Consider the following 22,428-nt stretch of genomic DNA (forward strand, 5'->3'; position numbering starts at 1 on the left):
CTTATGCACAATGATAGAGGGTTTCCGCGGAAGGCTTTGTGGTGTTTATCACATCTAAGCGGTCTGACTACACTTCCTCATATCCTGGAGGCAGCAACGGAGAAACCTCTCCAAAGTAAGTGATCGTAAGTACATGCATGGCTCTTGTGCAGGCGATATATAACAAACTTCTATCCATTTCTGTCTTATAGTTCGAAGCATCGGTAAAAGGAATGAGAACCCGGTCGAATTCCAGGCCTTTGGCCATAGGAGCGGAAGTGACAATGATTCCTTCATGAAACTTATCGCTGCTATAATCAAGCAAAAAGAAGTCCTTATATCCCCCGCAAAGCTCGTGATACATCCTTTCCGCCTGATCTTGCGTCTTACAGACAATCCCTAAAGTCCGGTGCTCTGATTCCAGAAATCCCCTGATTAATGCGTTGATTTGATTAAGTTCGCTATCCGCTTCTTCAGCTCTAAAGATTTTGGGGGACGGACCGCTCCGTTCAAGCGGAATCAGCTTGCTGTTGCGATTTATTTTCTGGGCAAAATCGATAATTTCCATTGTCGAACGGTAACTCCGCAGTAATTCAACGGTGTGCGCGCTCGGGAATACTTTTCGGATCACCTGAAGGGACGATGAGGAGTACGGATTAACGGATTGGTTGCTGTCCCCGAGAATCGTCTTTTTGCACTTGAACAGGCGGGATAAAACTGCATACTGAATAGGGGTATAGTCCTGCATTTCATCCACCAATAGATGTTTCACAGCCTCATAACTTTTTGAGCCTTCGAGACGAATTTTTAAGTATACCATTGGAAAAACATCGGCAAACTCCAGGGTTTTCGTTTTTTTCAATTTAAACCATTCGGGTTTCCCGATATAATTGTAGAAATCCGTGTATAACAACAGCAGGTTTTGAGTTTTGAACATTTTTTTGATCAATGTTCTAATTTTAGTTGCAGTCTTGGCCGTTAATTTATCGCCGTGTATATCTTTCGTATTCCCCGTGATCTTCAAGGCTGTTTTCTCCAGCCTGAGTTTAATGGGGAGGTTGCCGGAAACCCGATAGGCGTTCCAGATCTCTGCTTGGTCTATTTTTACCTCATCGAGGACGATATCGACTGGCTGGAAATAGTTCTCCTGTATATATTCTATAAAATGATCCAATTCATATATAAAATCTACACTGGCTTTATATTCAATCCGTTCAATCAGACAGACATCTGTGGATGTCCCGAGCTCCGAGACCTGCTGATAAAAGGTTTGGCCATGGCATAGGCCAGCAAGTTCGCCGGCAGCAATGTCGTCGAAGCTGATTTCCGCTATATTTTCTTCCCCCAGTTCGGGCAAGACATTCGATATATAATCGGAAAACACTTTGTTCGGAGAGATAATCAGGATATTTTGCGAGGTTAAGGTTTCTTTATATCTGTACAATAAAAAAGCGACCCGGTGCAATGCGACGGAGGTTTTACCGGAACCGGCAACACCTTGAATGATCATTTCATGCGAGTGTTCATCCCTGATGATTACGTTTTGTTCCTTCTGTATGGTGGCTACGATATTCTTCATCTTCTCGTCGGAGGTAAGGCTAAGTTCCTTTTGCAGCACATCATCATTAATATTCATAGAGCTTTCAATCATATACTCCATGATGCTTTGTTTAATTCGGTACTGTCTTTTTAAACCAATCTCACCTTCAACTACTCCTTGGGGAGACGAATAGCGGGCCTTCCCTGTCTGATAGTCATAAAACATACTGGCCACAGGAGAACGCCAATCATAAATAACATTCTTTTGACTCCCCTCCATAGTGAAAGGATGCACCCCGATATAATAGGTCTCCGCTTCTGTTTGTTCATCCGCCACAAAATCTACTCTGCCGAAATAAGGGGCTGCAATCAGTTTTTGAATTCTGTTTAATTTCAGCACAGCTTTTTCACCGTGATCAATGGTCAATGAAATCTCCATCCGGTTCGCCGCCCGCTCCACAGGATCGAGCTCCGCCGTATTTGTCCAGACATATCGCTTGGATTCAATAATTTCATCCCTCGTTGAACTAATCTTGCTTTCCAGGTTCTGCAAGGACTGATGAAGTTTGGACACAACCTCCTCCAAATAGCGTTTTTCTTCCGCTTCACTACGATTAACGGTCACTCTATCCCTCTTTTCCCTATCTGTAATACTCTTAAGTATAGAAGGGATCCAAAAAAAATATAGACTTATACTTTCATTTGATTTATTATGTAATTATCGTGGGTCCAAAAATACCGTTACATAGTTAAAGAACGTCCCCTCCATTGTTCAACCTTGGAGACAGGACGTTCTTTTTTAGATTAACAAACTGCAGTTAAGTTTCTAATGCATACGCCTCTGCCGCAGCAGATAAATAATAGGCCAAACCGGTCTGCTGGCCCTCAAGCATTTGACGATGAAAATCGTCTCCAAGGAAAAAGCGGTTCTGCGCGGCGAACTCCGCAGCCGATATCGAATGTCCCTGTTTGTTCAGGAATACAAGGTGGCTGCGCAATAAACCGGTAACTTTCCCGTCATTATGCTTTACACCCGCCTGTAAAGCGGTGGCCATAGCCCTCATGAACGATGCCGCCTCTGCCGCCATATCATTCATATTCTGAAGATCCAGTTGCGCTGAATCCAGCAGATCGAACTGATACGTTTCTTTCAGATATTCGTTTTGCTCTTGCAGCGCCTCTTGCCACGCTTCCTCGCTTTCCAGTCCTTTGAACAGCTCCTGATCGTCCATGGTTTCCCCTTTCTCCGCACAGTCTATCGATTTACGCAAGGTTTCCAGAATCGTCTCCAGCCTTTGCTTGCGGAGCAGAATTAATTCCTGCTGCTGTGCCAGAATGGATGAACGCTCCGGCTCCTCTTCAAGCAGCTGCTTAATCTGCTCGAGCGTGAAGTCCAATTCCCTGTACAGCAGAATCTGCTGCAAGCGTTCCAGCTCCTTTGTACCGTACAGCCGGTAACCGGCCTCACTGACTTCACTTGGCGGCAGCAAGCCGATTTTGTGGTAGTGGTGCAGTGTTTTGACGGTTACTTTAGCTAAGGATGCTACCTCTTTTACTGTATATAACATTGCGCTCTCTCCTTTCTTAGCCAAGTGTAGAGGCTCCCCTTGGAGGAGAGTCAATACCCTAAAAAAGTCTGAGCTTATCCGGGTTGCGGACAAGATAGATGTTGCGGAGGGTATCGCCTTCGGTTTGAACCAGTGCAACAACTTCGATTCCGGCATCAGAACGAACCACTAAACCTTTTTGTCCATTGATATTCAGGATATCGAACAACATCGCTTTATCCTCCCGAAGCCCTTGTTGCATAATCCCGAGAAGAAAGCGGGAAACAAGCTCCCTTGACGCAACAGGATGGACGGCAGCGAACGCTTTTCCGCCTCCATCGGAGATCAGCAGCACATCTTTGGCCAGCAGCTCGACAACGGAATCTACCTTATTTTGTCTAAGGGCTTCCATGAATTGACGCACCCACTCTTCGCTGGCAGTTTGCAGTTGGACAGGCTGATCTTCCTCCAGGCCCATCTTCCCTTTAGCCCGGCTGAACAACTTGCGGCAATTCACCTCGCTTTTGCGGGTGATTCCGGCAATGTCGGCATATTCGAAACCTATTGCCTCACGGAGCACAAACACCGCTCTTTCGAGGGGGGACAACCTTTCCAGCAGCACCAGCATGCCGTAATACAATGACTCTTCACGTACAAGGGAGTCAAAAGGCGTATCCTGAGCCGTCGGGACCGGCTCCGGCAGCCATTCGCCAAAGTATAACTCCCGCTGTTTGCGGGCCGACTGGTGCAGGTCCCGATACCGGTTGACCACCATTTTGCACAAGTAGGCCTTTGGCACCTCGGACAACCCGTGCGGCTTGACGTCGCACACCTTCAGGAATACATCCTGTACAATGTCCTCTGCATCCGCAGCCGATCCGGTTAACTGGTAAGCGATGGTAAACAGTAATTTTTTATACTGAATAAACAACTCCTGCATCACGGCACTCCCATCTTTGCTAATCCCAGATTTCGTTATTTGATTATTAAACTGGCCATTTCCCAGCTGTATTGTCTGATCCTCCAGCCGAGTTTGCCCGTCATTATAATATCAAGCCCCCATTTATGCGTCCAGACCATCCCCTGTTTTGGACCCAGTCCAAAGCAAAAAAAGTCAATATACCCTTTATGCTCCGGTGCGCGGCGGCCTTGAAAATCTGCCCATAGGATTTTGCCCAATCTTGCCGCCTGGGCGATGGCTTCCTTGCAGGTTTTGCCGTCCACCCGGCCGCTGGACGGATCCACAATCCGGGCACAGTCCCCAATGCTGTATACCCCTTGCATCCCTTGAACCCGGTAGCAGGCATCCGTAATTACATAACCTTGCGGATCGACCGGCAGGCCGATGTCATGCAGCCGTGGATTGGGCAGCAGACCAAGCGTCCAGATGCATAAGCCTGCAGGCCGTTTCTCCCCGCTGGAGAGAGTGAGAGTCCCCGACTTCTCCTGTACGACACGGCTTCCATGCACGACCTTTACTCCTTTGTCCTCTAGAGAACTTTCAAGCTTCTCCCCCACTTTGGACGGCCCATCCGGGAACAGCCTGTGATTCGAGTTGTACAACATAATCCGGACTGTTTGCGGATCCAGCCCAAACTGCCGGGCATCTTCACGAACATAATGGGCCAGTTCCGCAGCAGTTTCTATGCCGCTGATTCCGGCTCCGGCAATGGCAATGGTCATGAGCCGATCCCGCTCCTCCGCACCTGTCTCCAGAACGGCCAGCTTCAGATTCCTCTGCCAGGCCTCCCGTATGGCCATTGCCCCCTCCGGTGTTGCCAGTGGCATCCCCCCCTGATTCGCTTCGGGTTGTCTGACCACACTGCCTGCCGCTACAACTAGCCGGTCATAACTCAACACACCCTTTTTCCCCGTGGAATCCAGATACAGCAATTGCTTTGTTCCGGCTTCAATTTGGGTTGCATTGGCCTGGAGCAGCTCCACGCCTTCGGGATACAGTTGGGTCAGAGGGATCATGATATTCTCGCCCGTTGCTGCTGGCCTGAACAGTAATACTTTGCGCAAGTGATACGTGTTTCTGTCCACCAACACGATCCGGGGAGGCGGCCCCTCCGCTTCTGCCTTAAACGTGCTGAGAATCTCCTTTACCGCATGAATACCTGCATAACCGGCACCCAAGACCACATAAGTCATTGCTTTCATCTTCTTCACTCCTTGGTCGTTTGCACATAAAACGATTAACCGGCTTTTTTGTGACAGGTAAACGTCCGGAGGGATAAGAAATAATTCATTATTGTCCTCAGAATCGGTAGAATCATTTAACGCAAAGCAGCGGCGCTCCAATTAACGGGAGCGCCGCTGCTAATGCAGAACTATTCTGATTTCCAAGATAAAGCTTAAGGATCGCCTACTCCTCCAGCCACAGGATTGCCGTGACACCGCGCGGATAATATTTGCTGCCGGCAATCTCGCCGGAGATGATCTGGTCGCTCCAGCTCCAGATGGAGAGCTCGGGATGCGTGAGCCAGTCCACGTGAGTCCGGTCGGCTTCGCGCCCGCGTTTATCCCATTCATGGCCCAGAATGTGCCTGGAAATGAACTGGCAGAGGTAGATTTTGCTCAGCCAGCTGTTATTGCTTGTGGAGGAAATCTTCCAGCCGCCGTCTTCAAACAGACAGACGCCTTTACGCAGCACGGCATGCAAATGTTTGTCAAGCACAGCGAGATAGGCAGAGAAGCGGCCGTTCGGGTCCAGCGCGTCCTTGCAGCCGGTATAATACGGAAAGACAAGTCCCTCTATCGCCGGAATAATCTTGGAATCATTGCCTTCGCCGATCACTGCGGGAATGTAGCCATCTTCGGTTACGCTGGACACGATGGTGGCTGCGCAGCGGTCTGCCTGCTCTCCGGCAACTGCGGCAAGCTCTGCGCGGCCGTACGCCCCGAAGATTTTTTCCATCGCCAGATAGGAAGCCCAGCATTTACCCGCCAAATAAATATTGTTCCGCGCCTGGCCAAGAGAGACATCCAGACTGTCGTAGGTAGTGATTTCTGCACCGCCCATCGTACGCGAGCTGTCCAGTCCCATTACTCCGTTCCGCAGGTTCGGGTCCGGGTGATCCCGGTTCAGCATACTCTGCAGGCAGCTCTCCAGAACCTCCAGGTTCCGTTCCATCCAGGTCCGGTCGCCGGTATGCTCTACATAAACGGCCGCACACAGCACCCAGTTCACCAGCTGCTCATGGGTCATATGCGAGAAGCAGCCGTCCAGACCGTACAGCTCATAGGAAGAATAACCGGGCCGGGATACCGCATTTGCTACTCCCATATCATGTGTGAAGCTGATACCGCCGGGGTATTCGGTCCGATCACCCGGAAAACGCACGGTGTCCTCATAGCTGAATCTCGACACAAACATATCCAGCTCATTGCGGACGGTCCAGGGATTCAGGCGCAGCTCATAAAACAGCTGGTCTACGGTCAGATCAAAGGTATTCATCATCCGGTATTCGCCTTCGTTGACAACCCAGAACGGTTTATTCCGGTAATCAAGCAGCTGTGTAGACCCGTAATAGCTGCGGATGGCATGAGCCAGCATAAAGGACTGGTCCTCGGAGAGCGTTTGACCGGCAAACCGCTCACTTGCCCGTTCCGCTTCTTGTTTGAGCACATCAAATCTGGAAAAAGCATATTCCGCCACCGATTCCACATTGTTGAAATAACGCGTGTAGTAGTAAGCGGCATCAATCCCGGTAGTGACCGGTCCACTGCGATGGAAACATACGGCTAACCGGAAGGTCTTGCGGACACCCGGCGGCACTTCCATTACCAAAGCTCCCACACGTCCCAGTCCAAAACACCAGTTCTCTTCCAGCTCCGCCTGCAGAATATCCTCCATGGTGAAATGCAGCGCCGCCTTTGCCGTTCCCTCTTCTGCGGCAATCGCCAGAAAGCGGCCTTGCCCAATACCGGTCAGCTCTGCCGGTTCGTCCAGTCTTCTCATCGCACTGTAGGGGTCCGTTCCCTGAAATCCGAAGAAGGCGCGCCGTACACCCGCCGCTGCGGTATTATCCACTTCGATTTCCACCAGCAAAGCCGGCAGCAGCACATCCTTTAATTCCTGCTCATCCGCAGTGTCCGGGTCAGGAACCGAACGTACCGGCGACAGGATACGGAACGAAAGATCTCCAGCACTCCAGCAGTCGGTGGACACGCCGAAATCTCTCGTGACCTCCTCCTTCGGAAAAGGAAACAGCAGCGCTGGCTTGTCCGGATTCGGGTCTGGATTCTCCATGTCGTAACGTTTGCTTTCATCGTCTCCGACCGACTCATGAAAGGGCAACGTATCAAAGCCCTGTCCATCTTTCCGCTCCAGTCCAATAAAGATATTTTGTCTGGGCGGTCTCCCCATCTCCAGATCAAAACCTCCGCTTGCACCCGGAAATCCCAAGGTGAAGCTGGCAAAAGCGCCAATCGGTGAATGATGCGCATTAAACCATTGATTACGAGGCATAAAAATGCACTCCCTCCAGCAGTTATCCCGGACATCCCCGGGTCTCCTCTATATGTTAACTCCGCATGCAGCGGCCACAACAGGGTGGAAGCCCTCTATTATTTGGGCAAATCGAACATGGACAGGAGCCTATGCTATAATGAAGCCATATTCTATGAAAAAAGGGGATGCCCGTGAAGCCGCTTGATCCTGCAATCCATAATTCCATCGACGGCCGGATGTCACCGGACCTCCAGGCTGCTTTTCATATCTTTGCCGCCCATTGGCGCAAAGTAAATGCGGCTTGGCGGTATCCGCTCCATAAGCATCCCATGTTCGAGATTAATGTGGTGCTGCAAGGGGAGCAGCATATGACCGTCGGCGGCCGGCCTTATGTGCAGCGGAGCGGTGATATCCTGTTCATCCGGCCCGGCGTCCAGCATGATAGTTTGGGATCAGCCGCCGGGCAAGAGATGACGTATTTTTGCCTGCATTTTGATATCGATGATTTGACCCTGCGGCGCGCGCTGCTGGCTGCGGATTCGGTGAGTCTCAGCGGCAACACGCCTGAACTTCGCGCTATCCGCAGTGCGCTGGACGGCATCATCAGCTCCACGATTTTGTCCTTGCCGGAGGATTCTCACCGGAACCGGCTGATCACTCTGCATGCCTCCCTTCAGCTGCTCGCTGCACTTAGCGGATGGGTGCTGGCGGAAATGACGGAATCCCCGCTGAAGTCGAAACCGGATGTTACGGAGAACGCCGTGGCACTGGCCCATGCCATTGAAGAGCTGCTGCAGCAATCCGTCTCCACCGCCGCTGCGACAGGTGACAGAGGCGGCGGCATTGAAGACATCGCCGCACAGCTTGGATACAGTTCAACGCATTGCAACCGTATCTTCCGCCAAATTTACGAAATGTCACCGCGGCAGTATCTTTCCGGTCTGATTATCCGCCGCGCCAAGCTGCTTCTTATGGATAACAGCCTGTCAGTGGACAGCATTGCCCACCAGCTCGGCTATCGCGACGTTTCGCATTTCAGCAAACAATTCAAGCGCTGGACCGGCCTGCCGCCGATGGGCTACCGGCGTTTGAGCCATGAAAGTAAGCCTTCCACTGAATCTATGTAAAGGCGGTAGATTGTATTGATCTATATAATTAAATTCCTGTACAGCTTCGTGCTTCCTCCGGGACTTTTCCTGCTGCTGCTAGCCGGGATGGTCATCTGGCTCTGGAACAAAAGCCGCAGACCGGCCCAGATTTTGCTGGGGATTACACTGCTGCTCTATCTCTCGATGACCCCGCTGGTCAGCGATGCATTAATCGGCAGCCTGGAACGGAAATATGCACAGCCGGAAGCTGTGCAGGGGGATATTATTGTTGTGCTGGGCGGCGGGGCTTCCTCCGGCACGCCGGATCTGGACGGCGAAGGTAACCTGTTCGGCTCGGCCGCCAACCGGCTGCTTACGGCTGCCCGGCTGCATCGTGAAACCGGGCTGCCCATTCTCTTCTCCGGCGGACAGGTTTTTACCGACAGCGGCAATGAAGCCGATATTGCCAAGCGGCAGCTGACCGGACTTGGCATTCCGGCAAACGACATCCTGGCGGAGAACAAATCACTGAATACCGAGCAGAATGCTGTCTATACGGCAGCTCTCCTGGAGGAGCACGGATATACCCGCCCGGTGCTGGTCACCTCCGGTTTTCACATGGCGCGGGCCCTGACACAATTTGACAAGGCCGGGCTCAGCCCCCAGCCATACCCTACAGATTATATAGCCAGCCGCCCATCAAGGCTGTATGCCGGCAAGCTTACCCCATCCGCCGGAGCCCTTTCTAACACCAGTCTGGCGCTCAAAGAATATTTAGGACTGCTGGCGGCCCGATTCTGAGCCTCAAGCGCCGCAGGCGGATGCGCCCTTATGGCCTGCCGATGCTCAGAATGCTTTTATTTGACCAGCTCCGTGAACTTCGCAGCTGTGACATCGGCGAGCTGCCCGGGTTCGAGCTCCATTTGCAGGCCAATCTTCCCGGCGCTGACGGCCATGAGCGCCAGTCCTTCTGCGCTGCTGTCAATGAACGTCGGGAACAGCTTTTTCATCCCGACCGGCGAGCACCCTCCGCGGATATAACCGGTCCAGCGCTGCAGCTCCTTTACAGGCAGCATTTCGATCTTCTTCTCTCCGGCGGCTTTGGCTGCCTTCTTCAGATCCAGCTCCTCCGCAACCGGAATAACAAATACGTAAAGATTGCTGCCGCTGTGGGAGACCAGTGTTTTGAACACACTTGCTGCATCGCGGCCGATCTTCTCTGCAACGGCAACACCGTGAATTTGGCCATCCTCGTTGTCATAGGCTACTATTTCATATTTTATTTTTTTGGCGTCCAGCATCCGCATAGCATTGGTTTTGGTTATCTGCATCTCTCTTCGACCTTTCTCATTCAGTAACTTGTATAGCTATACAGAGATAAAACCCCCAATTTCCGAATGAAATTGAGGGTCTGCCCGCTTCAGATTAATCTCTGGGATAATTCACCTGCATAATGTCCATAAAAGGGACCTTGGTAATTTCTCCATTATAGCTCATATGCACTTTCCCGGTACGTGAATCCATTTCCACAATCTGCCCGCGAACCTGCGCTTCTTTTCCCCAGACCGTAAGTAAAATTTCGGAATCCTCCTGCTTCGCTTCAACCAGTTGGTTACCCAGCTCTTCCAGAACAAATTCATCTCTTGTGGGGCGTTTGGCCACCTTTGCTTTTGCCACGTGAATCCTCCATAAGCCTATTCGGCGTAAGGTACAACTATTAATAGATGCTCTATTCTATTATACCATGCCATAGACTGGCTGCTCCACATAAAGCGCAGGTTTAGACCATATTCTCCGGGCGGACCATGCTGTCAAACTGCTCTTCCGTCAACAGATTGAGGCGGACTGCCGCTTCCTTCAGCGTAATTCCCTCCTTGTGGGCCAGCTTGGCGATTTGGGCCGCTTGTTCATAGCCGATATGCGGATTCAGGGCAGTTACCAGCATCAGTGAATGTTGGAGATTGCGCTCGATCACAGTTATGTTCGCTTCAATTCCTCTGGCACAATGCTCTTCGAAGGAAAGCAGACTATCGGCGAGCAACCGGCAGGATTGCAGGAAGCTGTAGATAATGACCGGTTTGAATACATTCAGCTGAAAATTGCCCTGACTGGCCGCCATGCTGATCGTCACATCATTGCCGAAGACCTGGCAGACCACCATCGTCATCGCTTCGCTTTGGGTCGGATTCACTTTGCCCGGCATGATCGAGCTGCCCGGTTCATTCGCCGGTATCGTAATTTCGCCGATTCCAGAGCGCGGACCGCTGGCCAGCCAGCGAACATCATTGGCGATCTTCATCAGATCTCCCGCCAAGGCCTTGAGTGCGCCGTGTACATGAACCAGCTGATCATGGCTGGTCAGGGCATGAAAGGCATTGGCCGCAGAAGTGAAGCTGCCGGAAAGCTCCCGTCCGATGGCTTCAGCAGTTAAGGTACCAAAATCCGGATGCGCATTGATGCCTGTCCCAACTGCGGTTCCGCCGATTGCCAGCTCCAGCAGCGATGCGGAGCTGACCGTAATAAAGCGTTCACATTTTACCAGCATGGCCTCCCAGGCACTGATCTCCTGACCCAAAGTGATCGGTGTAGCATCCTGCAGGTGGGTTCGTCCAATCTTGATCAACCCGGCATATTCTTTCGATTTGCCGCCCAGCGTTGCCGCCAGCTGCGATAGCGCGGGAATCACCTGCCCATGCACCGCCAGATAAGCCGCAATATGCATCGCTGTAGGGAAGGTGTCATTGGAGCTTTGGCTTTTATTCACATCGTCATTGGGATGAATCATGTCCTCACTGCCTTTGGAGCGCAGAATTTCATTCCCCCGTCTGGCAATGACTTCATTGACGTTCATGTTGGTCTGCGTTCCGCTTCCCGTCTGCCAGACGGAGAGTGGGAAATGTTCATCCCAGCGTCCGGCGCGAATCTCATCAGCCGCCTGCATAATTGCTTCTTTCTTCAGCCCGTCCAGCAAACCGAGCCCGGCATTGACCTGGGCCGCGGATTTCTTGATCAGCGCCAGGGCATAAATCAGCTCATGCGGCATTTTCTCGCTGCCGATCTTGAAGTTATGCAGACTGCGCTGGGTTTGCGCACCCCAATATTTATCCTCCGGCACTTGCACACTGCCCAAGGTATCCTTTTCTGTCCTGAAGTTCATGCTTTCACCTCTTTTTAGATCATTATAATGAAAAGTTACTGATAAACTCAACAAAGGGCTGTCCCTCGGGCCATTTTCATGGCCCTGCGGAACAGCCCTTCAAGCACATATTAGCTTCTTCTGATTTAGCTTCTTCTGATTTTTCTCGGCAGACTGACGCGTCTTTGCGATACCGCTCTTCCTTTTGCCATCTTGCCGGCTCTTTTCGGAACTCTGCGCAGGAGAGGTCTTCCCGCTTTGCGGCTGGTAGGCAATTCCGTACGGAGATGGCTCAATCCGGATTGTCTTTGGCTGCTGCTTGTGATTAATACGACGGTGTAGTTGGCGATAGTGGACCCGACTTGAATTCTACGCATTCCGAGATTTCTGCAGGTGGTACAGCCAGTGTTCCAGCACCAATGGAAGGCCTGAGTAGGGAGCTGGGTGAAGTATGCACCCGGCCAGGTGCGTCCGAAGCTGCTCTCTGCATAATAAAAGAAGGTATTGCCTCCTGCAAATCCGCTCCATACTTCCCTGGTCTGTCCAGGTTCAATGCGGTACCAGCCGATTTTAGCGTAATTGACAGGACTGCAATTGAAATTGGGGTATGCATAGGCTACAAACACTGTCGCATTAGTGCTATTGCGAAAATTAAGACCCATTGTCGTCATTCCCTTCCTCACATATTTTTCTTACGGTGTATATTATGTGAAGAAGGAAAGAGAGGTTTGGACCATTGCGGCTTATGAAACAATAGGGCATTTTTGCTTTCAGAAGTTCCTCTTTTGCATATAGGTAATATACTATTGTAATTCAAATGAGGATAGGTGATGGAAGATGGCAACATTTGCCGAGGCCCTTGCGGTGAAGAAACGCATCGCTGATGAGATGCTCAAGAACCCCAAGGTTCAAGGAATTGGGGTCGGGTATCATGATCCCAAAAAGCGTAAAAAAGGAGCAGCCGTAGTTCTATATGCGAATGCAGTTAGCACGAAAGCACTGGGCCTCACCCCGAAATTCGCCTCAACATCAAAGGGCAAGACACTGGAAGTACCGATCCGTGTGGTGCAGACCAAAAAAATCCGCTGCAATGCCAATTACCGCGGCCGGATTCGTCCGGTCATTGCCGGCTACAGTATCGGTACACAAAGACTGTCGGGAACTGCAGGACTCATCGTCGCCAGTGCCCCTTCCGGCAATCAAAGATACATCTTAAGCAATAATCATGTGCTCACGAGTCCGATTAACACGGCGAACCGTGCAGAAACCCTGCAGCCTGGCGGTGCAGACGGAGGACAGCCGGGAACCGACCGGGTCGGGCATTTATCGCGGTTCGTCCGTTTAAGAAGGAATGGCTCCAACCTTGTGGATGCGGCTTTGTCACGCCCTGTCCGCAACAGCATCCTGAGTCCAAGGTATGCAACCGTAGGCCGTGTTCCCGGTCATGTCACTTCCTACCGGGTAGGCGAGCGGTTTAAAAAAGTGGGTCGGACAACGGGGTTGACGTTCGGAAGGGTGGATTCGGTCAATACGGATGTTCAGGTTAATTATGGGAGTTTAGGCGTGCTCACCTTCCGCAATCAAACCGTTATTCTGGGGGACACTCCGGTTTCACTTCCGGGCGATTCCGGCTCGGTATGGTTAAGACGTGCGGATAATTTTGCGGCTGCCGTAAATTTTGCCGGTACCCAGGATGGCCGGACTTCCATTTCCTTTCCGGTTGATTGGGCGCTAAGCGCACTTAGGGTTAGAGTAGCGCAACCGGCGTCACAGCGGACAAAGCAGGCCACAGACGTCAAATCCAGTCCCCGCAGTTCAGCATATACCCGCAGACTGACAGCAAAGGAGCTTGCCGGAATTAAGGTAATCCGTTCATCCGGAAAACCCAAAAAATAACCCGCCACTTGATTCAGGACCATTACCGGATTAATTCGGTTGGATTCATACCCGTATATTTTTTGAACAGCGTACTGAAGTAAGGAACATTCTTATAGCCGACTTGCTCTGCCACCTCATAGACCAGCATATGCCGTTCTATCAGCAGCTCCTTTGATTTCTCAATACGCACCCGGGTCAAATAGGTATTGAAGGTATCCCCTGTCATCTTCTTGAAGATGATCGCCAAATGATTGCGGGAAAGATAGACCTTGTCCGCCAATTCTCCGAGTGTAATTTCATTCATATAATTCTCATGAATATATTGAGTGATGAAGTCAACAGCCTGCCGGTGTTTGCTGCTTCCCAGCCACTGGCGGCTGCTGCAGATCATTTCAATCTTGGCCGTCAACCATTCAGCCAACTGCTGCGGTGTGATAAGACCCGCCATTTCTTGCGCCAATTGTCCATTTTCTATAGTGTTATCAAGTAACATCCCCACCTCGTAGAGACTATAAGCGAAGATTCCCCATAACTCGCCCGCCAGCAGCTGCAAATAATCCGGTGCCACACCTTCAAGTCTCTCCAGCTTCTCTTTGAATTCAGCAATAATCTGCCTGGCCTGTGCTTCCTGGGAGGTTTTGAGGGCAGAAGCCAGCTCGTGGTAAAACTTAACCGGACGCATAACAGCACTGTTACTACGGTGCTTTTTTCCGTCTCTAAATACATACAAGGAGTACCCGCCGACAATATGGTTCTGCTTCAGCTCAATCGCCTGAAATGCTTCTTCCATGGAGTCCGGTATGTTCTGCCATTGTTCTTTGCTTGCACCGATGCCAACCCGTATTACCAGCCTTATATAGCGGCGGACACAGTCGATCAGCTGCATACCCAGCATCTCGAGCTGCTTGTTCAGAGTATCAGAGTCAAGCGGCAGCGACGGATGGAGGACAAGCGCCGAACGTCCGCCGTGCAGCTCGGAATACTCACAATATGGGAAAATCGACCCGGCAACCTCGCAGACAATATTGCCCAGCGCAAACTTGAACAGATGCCAGTCCGACACATTCAGCTCACAGGCCCTAATTTCGCGAACCAGTTCCAGACCGACCACAATATGGCCGGTCTCCGCCCAGAACAGGTAAGGCTCTGGCAGCTCCGTACTGAGATAAGCATTTTTTAACGTACCTGTAATCGCAGCTTTGATCCACTCTTTCTCGACGAACGGCTGGTAAAGCTCCAACTTCTGCTGCAGCTCTTCATTCCGATTTCTTTGCAGTACCTCCTCCGAAAGCTCATGCAGGGCTTTTCCCAGGATGGCCTTTAGGGTAGGCATACTGACCGGCTTGGAAATATAATCGCAGACATTTAAACGTAAAGCCTGCCGCGCGTATTCAAAATCCGCATATCCGCTCAAAATAATGATTTTCCCGCAAAAGCCTGTATCCCGGAGACGTTCTATCATGTCAAGACCGTTCATTACCGGCATATATATATCCGTAATGACAATATCAGGTTGAGTGCTGCGGATCATCTCCAGCCCGTCCATTCCATTCATGGCTTCACCGACCCATCCGGCATCAAGCTCTTCCCAGGGAATAGCGCGCTTCATTCCTTGCAGCACCTGCCGGTCGTCGTCAATGATAGCAATTGTCCACATCAGCATGCCCTCCACTTTCTTTTGCCTATACCTTATTTCTCGTATTCTTGAGCCGCTGTCTTCAAATGCTCATAGGCCTCTTCCGGCGTAGCTTCACCGAAGCTGAGTTCATCGCGTGCCAGCAACCAGTCCTTGTCAATGTAATTGGTCCAACCCGGAGCACCTGGACTAAAGGTTTGGCCGTCTTTTTGCGTGGCTGTCAGCAGCTCCATTCCGATTTTATCATTGGCTGACAGCTCTGGCTCGATCGCCGCCGCAATTTCGGTGTTGACCGGCATCCCGCGTTTGGTGCCCAGAATCTTGGCGGCTTCGGGATCATTAACGAACCAGTCCACGAATTTGGCTGCTTCCTCCGCATGTTTGGAAGACTTGGCGACGCTGAAGTACATCGATGGTTTCAGCCAGCCTCCGGCCTCCACACCCCGGGGCATCGTAACGAGTGCATATGCGTTCTCCTTTAGACTGTCCCAGGCTCCGTAGTTATTGGAAAAGGCCAGCCGGAATATAATTTTACCTGTCACCATCAGATCCATGGACGGATCAAATTCCTTGTCCGAAGTATTGACATCGGCCGGGGGAACAAGTCCTTCCGCTCGAAGCTCAGCAAATTGATGGCCCCATTCCAGGAAAGTGGCCTGGTCAATGTTAAATTTACCTTCATTTGATACAACCTGGCCTTTGCCTTTGCTGTATTGGAATGCACTGTATGCAAAATAATCCCCGGCATAATCCTTTGTAAAGTATTGCCCTTCCGGAAGCTTGCCCTTCACCTCTTTGGCGAGCGCGAAGAACTCATCCCAGGTCCAGCCGTTCGCAGGCGATGGGGCCCCAAGCTTCTCAAGCGCTGTCTTGTCATAGATCATTCCATAGGCTACCGAGCCCAGAGGAACCGCATATTGGGTATCTCCGTTTTGGCCGGCGGCAAGCAGTTTCCCATCGATTTTGCTGACATCCACAGCAGACAGTTCCGCAAGCTGGCCGCGGCCGATCCAGTCTGATACCCAGCCCGGGTCCAGTTGTACCACATCCGGTGCATTATCGGCCGCTGCTTGGGTAGACAGCTTATCGAGGTACCCGTCCATGCCTGAATATTCCGGTTCAAAAGTCACCTGCGGATTCTGCTTCGTATACAAATCGAGTGCGGCAAGGGTAGCTTCGTGGCGTTCCTGGGCCCCCCACCACATAATGCGCAGTTTAATCTTACCTTCTGCACCCGAGCTGCTGTCCTCCTTTGCCCCACTGTTGTTCTCCGCATTACCGCATGCCGACAGCAGCAGCATGGAAACGGCCAGCACCATCATCAGAAAGCGTTTGCAATTCATCATTATCTTCTCCCCCTCTGGAATGCTCACTTATTGATTACCTTTCCATCATAACAACACGCCTCCTTGGCTTGTAGAAGAGAGATGCACGATTTGTTTTGATATCGTCCGATTTAAGGCTGTTGGCCGGAATTTCCGCTGGAATCCGCAGGGTTATAGGGTTGATCAAGACAAGGCAGCGTAATCTCCACAGTGGTCCCGCCTTCCGGCCGTTCCTGAAGCACAAAATCGTAAGGAGAGCCAAAGTAAGCTTCCAACCGATCCCGTACATTACGTAATCCGTAACCGCCCGTGCGGCGGCTCTGGTTCAATAGGGGCCCGCCGGTTGCCTGCAGTCCCACGCCATTATCAGTGATCCTTATCTTCAACCTTTCCTGCACACACCGGATCCTAATCTCTACATGACCGCTGACACGCCCATTAAAACCGTGCATGACCGAATTTTCCACGAAGGGCTGCAAGATGATTTTGGGCAGATAATAACCGCGCAGCTCCGGCAGTACATCAATAAAGAAAGTGAATCCTGTCTGCCAGCGAAGCTGCTGAATTTCCAGATAACTTTCGATATGGGTTATTTCTTCTTCAATACTGATAAAGCTGGCTCCATTCGACAGCCCGATCCGGAACATCCGGCCCATCAGTTCCAGAATCCGGCTCATTTCATCATGTCCGGCGGCAATGGCCATCCAATTCATTTGATCCAGTGTATTGTACAGAAAATGAGGATTAATATTGGCTTGAAGTGCGGAAATTTCGGCTTTCCGCTGCTGATCGTACCGTTCGCGCAGCGACTGGTACAACTCGTCAATACGTTCGTTCTGTTTGCGGTATCCGGCAAAAAGAGCGCCGAATTCATTGCTGTAGTCCATCGGCAGCTCATTGACTTTGCCGCCGACAGCATAGGAACCCATAGTGCTAACAAGCTGTTTGATGGGTTTCGTAAACTGCCTGCTAAGCCAATGGGTCAAGACCAGTGTCAGCAGAACGGCACCCACGCCGATGAAGCCAATTGCAAGAGCCAGCTTTACGCTCCCTGAAGTAATATCTGACCAAGGAGTGATTTCCAGAAGCACCCAGCCGAAACTGGTCAGCTCAGAATAGACATACAGGGATTTGGACAGACGGATTCCTTTGTCCGCGCGGGCGCCAGATAAATGTTCTTTCTTGAGCTGCAGCCATTTGGACAAATGCTCCTGATCCGGTACTTCGCTGGTCGTCAGCAGGTATTGACCGGTCCCGTCCAGTACCATCCGGTTCACGCCGGGACTGCTTCCTTCCAGCATTTCCTTGATCGTATCGGATTTAATATGAATGACCAGAATGCCCAGATATTTATCATTATATACAATTTTGCGGGCAAAACTGAGAACTGGAATCTCCCCTTGCTGTCCTCTAATCCGGTGCTCTCTGGACCAGGCAAAATCGCTCTGGCTGAGCGCCCCGGACCACACTTCTTCAGAGGTATCCTCCAGTGCGCGGAACTGGATGTAGTTATATAACACACCATCCTCGATCGGATTGTTCATATACAGATCAATTTCCTGAATCAGTGGCATGGAATAGGTGAGGTTGGCCAGCACCTGCTTAACGTTCCGGGATTCAAGAACCCGGTTCAGGCCTGTTGCTTTACCCGACATAAAAGTATTCAGATCGTTATCCCGCGAGGTAGAGAGGGATATCTGCTCAATAGTGGACAATCTGGAAGTTATTTCGTTATTGACCTTGTCCAAAAACTGCTGCTGATAATAGGTACTCATCCGGACCATTTCCGCCGATGAAATCCGGTAGCTGGTCCAGACAGTAAAGGCGAGAACGACGATCATCAGCCCTGCAAAGCTGCGGAAGAACAGGTTATCCAGGCTGTATTTTTTAAACGGATTACTCATAAAGCAGCCTCCCACAGATTGAAAAATGACAAAAAACGGCTGTACGTCTTCATCGACGGTACCCGTTTCTCGTCATCATCTTATCCTTTAATGCCGGTTGTCGCAATGCCTTCTACAAAATACTTCTGCAAGAACATAAACACAAGAGTTGCCGGCAGGATCGACACCAGCGACATGGCCAGCAGCTGTCCCCACTGCATTCCCGCCTGTGAATCGTTAATCATCCGCAGCGCAAGTCCGACCGTATATTTGTCCACGGAGTTAATGTACAGTAAATGCCCGAGGAAATCATCCCAGTTCCACAAAAAGCAGAAGATCATAACAGTGACGATAGCCGGCTTGGTCAGCGGCATCACAATCCGCCAGTAAATACCGAACCAGGAGCAGCCGTCGATTTTGGCGGATTCATCCAATTCCTTGGGAAGCCCCCGGATGAACTGCACCAGCAGGAATACGAAAAAGGTTCCACCGGCACCCGTAGCCAACATATGGGGGACAATAAACGGCAGATAGGTGTTCACCCAGCCCATCTGATGAAACATGGCATACTGCGGAATGATGAGCACCTGTCCGGGCAACATCAGGGTCAGCATCAGCAGGGAGAACCAGAACTTTTTGAGCGGAAAATCCAGCCGGCCGAAGCCAAACGCCACCAGTGTAGTTGAGACTAACGTTGCCAGCAGTACAGCTGCCTCCAGACCGAACGTATTAAGATAGAAATCCGTAAAGCTGCGCCCGGGTATGGCCGTCCAGCCGCTGGTGAAATTGCTCCACACCGGGTCGGCGGGAAAAATATTCGGCGAGCTCATTTCGCTGTTCGATTTCAATGAAGCGCCAATCCACCATATGACCGGATATACCATCACCAGACTGAACAGAATCATGAACCCGTGCCTTATTGCCGGTTTCCATAGTTTCATTTTCTTCCTCCTCCCGTATCCGATTCATAAAACACCCAATATTTTGAGGTTCCGGCAATAAGCAGCGAAATAATAACGATGATCACCAGCATCACCCAAGCAAGCGCCGAAGCGTAACCGAGATGGTAACGGCTGAAGGCCTGCTCGTACAAATAGAGCGCATACACATTAGTGGAGTTCATAGGACCGCCGTTTGTGATGACGTAAGCGGAAGTGAACATCTGGAACGCATTGATTACGCCCATAATCAGGTTGAAATAAAGCGTTGGTGAAAGCATCGGCAAGGTGATCTTGAAGAACTGGAACCACCTGTTAGCTCCGTCTACAGAAGAAGCCTCATACAGATCAGCCGGAATCTGCTTCAGACCGGCCAGAAAAATGACCATCGATGAGCCGAACTGCCACACAGTCAGCAGAATCAAAGAACTCAGCGCCGTGTTCGGGTTGGTAATCCAGCTGCTGCCCTCCAGGCCAAACGAGGCCAGAATTTTGTTGAAGAAACCGTCGATCCCAAAAATATTGCGCCACAGCAGGGAAACCGCAATGCTCCCCCCAATCAGCGACGGAAAATAAATGGCCGTCCGGTAAGCTGAAATGCCTTTGACCGCTTTATTCAGGATAACAGCTACCAACAAGGCGGCGATCAGCTTCAAAGGCACGGAAGCCGCTACGTACATAAACGTAACCTGCACTGACTTTACGAACTTGGCATCGGCGGTGAATATCTTGCTGTAGTTATGCAGACCAGTCCATGAGACCGGCTGCATTAAGGTATAGTCGGTAAATGAATAATATAATGACAGCAGCATGGGATAGGCGGTCAACCAGAAAAATCCGATTAGCCATGGAGCAATAAACAAATAACCGGCAACCGGAGCATCCCATCTTTTCAGATAGGCTGTGCGTCCACCCGGTCCTGCGGTTGTTTTCATCGTCTTGATGGCGGAACTGTGGTTCAATGCGCTCACCTCTTTTTTTAGTCTCGGCTGACATCCTTGCTCGTTAAGTATAAAGTAAGGATTCCAAGGACTAAATGAGAGAGAACATCGATTTCTTTTAAAAAAACACGGGATTTAATTAAAAAAGAACTGCCCCGAAGCCAATCTTGCATGGCGTTTGGAGCAGCCCTGTGGTCCATAATTAACGACTAACGCTTAGACCCTGTAATCATTCAGTGAAATTTCTTTACCGTCAAGCAGCGCCCTTGCCTGTGCCGCCTCTTGCCCGGAACTGTGCAATTGCAGATCTTCACCGCTGGTAAGAGTAATATATGTGGCACTCAATGAAGCGCCGGTATGAAATACGGGAGGCCGTGAGGACATCAGTTCCGCAAACTGCTCCAGTCGATGCATCCCCTGTGACACGGCCTGCTTTACGCTGACCGCCTCTACGACGACTCCGCCCGGCATGCCATCCACAGTCACTTCAATATAGTCCGGCCGCTCTGTAAGCTGATACGCATGGGGCAAATAGACGGCAAAATAAACCTCACCCGTCTGGCCAAAAAGACAACGTTCCCGGTTCAGCCATTCCCCTTTCGGAAGCACACCATAGATCCGGTCCACTTCCCCTGTAGGAACCGGGAATACAGCCATAACCACATTTTGATGGTACAACACTTCCATGTACGGGCTTTGGTGACGGGGATCACCTTCCCTGTAGCCGTGGCCGGGATGGAAGAAATACAACCGGTTGGCCCCTGCCCTGCCGCTTAACGGCAGGGTGTACGCCCAGCGCAGCTGCTCATTGTCAAACTCCTCGACCCGTTCCCACAGGCCTCCGGCAGCATACTCTTCCGTAATATAGGCATAGGAATGCAGTTTCGGCTGCGGTACGCCCGGCACCACCTTTGCGGTCATTTTTTTGATTTCTACCGGTGTCCGTCGGTTCAGTGCAGCGCTTCTTGCCTGCTCCGGCGCTTCATAGAACAGAAATCCGGCGTATTCCGTACGCGGCATATCCTCCGTGAGTTCAAAATCGCCAAACTGCACAAAATCATGCAGCAGATTCCTGTCCTGTGGGATATCATGCGGCCAGCCCCGGGAATGCGCTCCCACCCAGGCTCCCTGAAGATAGCTTTCAGCCCGCTGTTCCCAAAGATAATCCAGCATGGCAGACAGCTCGCCGCGTTGCTCTGTATCCTCAAGAGGCGTCAGCTCAAACGCACAGGTGAAGGCCTGAACCCAATGCCAGAACCAGGGCAGGCTACCGTACTCCGGCATGCCTGCGGAGCGTATGTAAGCAAGTGTATCCCGCAGACTCCCTCGCCCATCCTCGATTAGCTCCTCATCTTCAAACATCCGCCCAAAAATCAGTTTGGCCGCCGTATACTTCGCCTCGTGGTGCCCAAAGGTAATGACCGGCTTGCGGAAAAACCCGCTGCGGTAAATATGTCCCATGGCCGTATGGAAGGCCAGCCGCAGACCCCCGCTCATGAGCTTGCCGTATTTGCGGCAGAAATAAGCCATCAGACCGCCCATGATCTCGACTGGCAGCTCATGGGGTTTTGCTGCGCGCGGTTCCGGATCCAGCCCAAGCGGCCAGTGGCCGTAGAGCTCGGTTCCGGGCTGCCGGTTCTGGAGCAACACGGTCTCCAGAAGCACCGCTTCCGCCTTCAGACGGGCGCCCTCCCGGTCAAAAGGAAGCTCCGCCACCGGGTCCACTGCAGCAGCGAATAAATAGGAAGCATAATAAAAGTTGTTGCGCACATCATCATGAAACCACAGGCCGCTTGCCAGTAAAGGCCGGCGTTCCGCTGCCAGCGCTACCGCATAAATAATGGCCTGCTGCCTTTCCTTATAAGGACTTGGAACCTGCTGTACATTCGCCATAACCATCTTCCCTTCAATGTTCTATTCATTATTTGTTCATGAAGGTATCCCTAATAAAAGCCGCTTTCCAGCTCTATTGTGCACACTTTTGGTTCAGATGGCAATCTTTTAAATGAATAAATAAACTAAAATAAACGTACTAAAAAAGATTATCTCTTGCCAAATGAACATAAATGGATTAAATTGTAC

The 22,428-nt window shown here is 51.1% G+C and carries 18 protein-coding genes; 3 read left to right on the forward strand and 15 right to left on the reverse strand.

Annotated elements, in window-relative coordinates:
• Positions 1 to 67: 67 nt before the first annotated feature.
• The 5 genes from IEY53_RS12505 to IEY53_RS12525 all read right to left on the reverse strand — a co-directional run bounded on the left by IEY53_RS12505 (position 68) and on the right by IEY53_RS12525 (position 7,539).
• Entirely contained in the window at positions 68 to 2,143 is a 2,076-nt protein-coding gene (locus tag IEY53_RS12505; RefSeq protein WP_189025344.1) for a HelD family protein, read from the reverse strand.
• A gap of 193 nt (positions 2,144 to 2,336) precedes the next feature.
• Positions 2,337 to 3,086 (reverse strand): MerR family transcriptional regulator, encoded by a 750-nt coding sequence (locus IEY53_RS12510; protein WP_189025345.1) that lies wholly within the window; start codon positions 3,084 to 3,086, stop codon positions 2,337 to 2,339.
• A gap of 58 nt (positions 3,087 to 3,144) precedes the next feature.
• On the reverse strand, positions 3,145 to 4,005 hold the full coding sequence (locus tag IEY53_RS12515) for a sigma-70 family RNA polymerase sigma factor (protein ID WP_189025346.1): 861 nt from the start codon (positions 4,003 to 4,005) through the stop codon (positions 3,145 to 3,147).
• Positions 4,006 to 4,040: 35 nt separating this feature from the next.
• Positions 4,041 to 5,228: an NAD(P)/FAD-dependent oxidoreductase gene (locus IEY53_RS12520; protein ID WP_189025347.1), complete on the reverse strand. Its 1,188-nt coding sequence runs from the start codon at positions 5,226 to 5,228 to the stop codon at positions 4,041 to 4,043.
• A 205-nt stretch (positions 5,229 to 5,433) separates the two neighbouring features.
• On the reverse strand, positions 5,434 to 7,539 hold the full coding sequence (locus tag IEY53_RS12525; protein ID WP_189025348.1) for a glycoside hydrolase family 52 protein: 2,106 nt from the start codon (positions 7,537 to 7,539) through the stop codon (positions 5,434 to 5,436).
• A gap of 173 nt (positions 7,540 to 7,712) precedes the next feature.
• Here IEY53_RS12525 and IEY53_RS12530 point away from each other — a divergent pair, with 173 nt between their 5' ends.
• Both IEY53_RS12530 and IEY53_RS12535 read left to right on the forward strand, forming a co-directional pair.
• The gene (locus IEY53_RS12530) at positions 7,713 to 8,648 is read left to right on the forward strand and encodes an AraC family transcriptional regulator (protein ID WP_189025349.1); all 936 of its coding nucleotides are present in this window, start codon (positions 7,713 to 7,715) and stop codon (positions 8,646 to 8,648) included.
• Between the two features lie 15 nt (positions 8,649 to 8,663).
• On the forward strand, positions 8,664 to 9,410 hold the full coding sequence (locus tag IEY53_RS12535) for a YdcF family protein (protein ID WP_194468914.1): 747 nt from the start codon (positions 8,664 to 8,666) through the stop codon (positions 9,408 to 9,410).
• A 56-nt stretch (positions 9,411 to 9,466) separates the two neighbouring features.
• On the opposite strand, the gene ybaK is transcribed toward IEY53_RS12535, so the two are convergent.
• The 4 genes from ybaK to IEY53_RS12555 all read right to left on the reverse strand — a co-directional run bounded on the left by ybaK (position 9,467) and on the right by IEY53_RS12555 (position 12,416).
• Positions 9,467 to 9,940 carry a Cys-tRNA(Pro) deacylase gene (gene ybaK, locus IEY53_RS12540; protein ID WP_189025350.1) on the reverse strand — a complete coding sequence of 158 codons (474 nt, stop codon included), beginning with the start codon at positions 9,938 to 9,940 and terminating at the stop codon, positions 9,467 to 9,469.
• 94 nt (positions 9,941 to 10,034) lie between these two features.
• The gene (locus IEY53_RS12545; protein ID WP_189025352.1) at positions 10,035 to 10,286 is read right to left on the reverse strand and encodes a YolD-like family protein; all 252 of its coding nucleotides are present in this window, start codon (positions 10,284 to 10,286) and stop codon (positions 10,035 to 10,037) included.
• A 103-nt stretch (positions 10,287 to 10,389) separates the two neighbouring features.
• The gene (gene fumC / locus IEY53_RS12550) at positions 10,390 to 11,766 is read right to left on the reverse strand and encodes a class II fumarate hydratase (RefSeq protein ID WP_189025354.1); all 1,377 of its coding nucleotides are present in this window, start codon (positions 11,764 to 11,766) and stop codon (positions 10,390 to 10,392) included.
• 125 nt (positions 11,767 to 11,891) lie between these two features.
• Positions 11,892 to 12,416: a DUF1036 domain-containing protein gene (locus IEY53_RS12555; protein WP_229696122.1), complete on the reverse strand. Its 525-nt coding sequence runs from the start codon at positions 12,414 to 12,416 to the stop codon at positions 11,892 to 11,894.
• Between the two features lie 166 nt (positions 12,417 to 12,582).
• Between IEY53_RS12555 and IEY53_RS12560 the strand changes: the two genes are divergently transcribed.
• Positions 12,583 to 13,641 carry a chymotrypsin family serine protease gene (locus IEY53_RS12560; RefSeq protein WP_189025355.1) on the forward strand — a complete coding sequence of 353 codons (1,059 nt, stop codon included), beginning with the start codon at positions 12,583 to 12,585 and terminating at the stop codon, positions 13,639 to 13,641.
• 22 nt (positions 13,642 to 13,663) lie between these two features.
• Here the strand turns inward: IEY53_RS12560 and IEY53_RS12565 are convergent, their stop codons facing one another.
• The 6 genes from IEY53_RS12565 to IEY53_RS12590 form a co-directional block, all read right to left on the reverse strand.
• A complete protein-coding gene (locus IEY53_RS12565) occupies positions 13,664 to 15,280 on the reverse strand; it encodes a response regulator (RefSeq protein WP_189025357.1) in 1,617 nt (538 codons plus the stop codon).
• A gap of 32 nt (positions 15,281 to 15,312) precedes the next feature.
• Positions 15,313 to 16,605 carry an ABC transporter substrate-binding protein gene (locus IEY53_RS12570; RefSeq protein ID WP_189025359.1) on the reverse strand — a complete coding sequence of 431 codons (1,293 nt, stop codon included), beginning with the start codon at positions 16,603 to 16,605 and terminating at the stop codon, positions 15,313 to 15,315.
• A gap of 110 nt (positions 16,606 to 16,715) precedes the next feature.
• Positions 16,716 to 18,488 (reverse strand): cache domain-containing sensor histidine kinase, encoded by a 1,773-nt coding sequence (locus IEY53_RS12575; RefSeq protein WP_189025361.1) that lies wholly within the window; start codon positions 18,486 to 18,488, stop codon positions 16,716 to 16,718.
• A gap of 80 nt (positions 18,489 to 18,568) precedes the next feature.
• Positions 18,569 to 19,408, reverse strand: a complete 840-nt coding sequence (locus tag IEY53_RS12580) for a carbohydrate ABC transporter permease (RefSeq protein ID WP_189025363.1) — start codon at positions 19,406 to 19,408, stop codon at positions 18,569 to 18,571.
• The gene (locus tag IEY53_RS12585; protein ID WP_189025664.1) at positions 19,405 to 20,340 is read right to left on the reverse strand and encodes a carbohydrate ABC transporter permease; all 936 of its coding nucleotides are present in this window, start codon (positions 20,338 to 20,340) and stop codon (positions 19,405 to 19,407) included. The genes IEY53_RS12580 and IEY53_RS12585 overlap by 4 nt, the downstream gene beginning before the upstream one ends.
• 222 nt (positions 20,341 to 20,562) lie before the next feature.
• On the reverse strand, positions 20,563 to 22,239 hold the full coding sequence (locus tag IEY53_RS12590; RefSeq protein WP_189025365.1) for a hypothetical protein: 1,677 nt from the start codon (positions 22,237 to 22,239) through the stop codon (positions 20,563 to 20,565).
• Positions 22,240 to 22,428: the final 189 nt, after the last annotated feature.

Origin of the sequence: Paenibacillus albidus (assembly GCF_014644435.1) — a bacterium.
In the GTDB taxonomy this organism is placed as follows: Bacteria; Bacillota; Bacilli; order Paenibacillales; family Paenibacillaceae; genus Paenibacillus_AQ; species Paenibacillus_AQ albidus.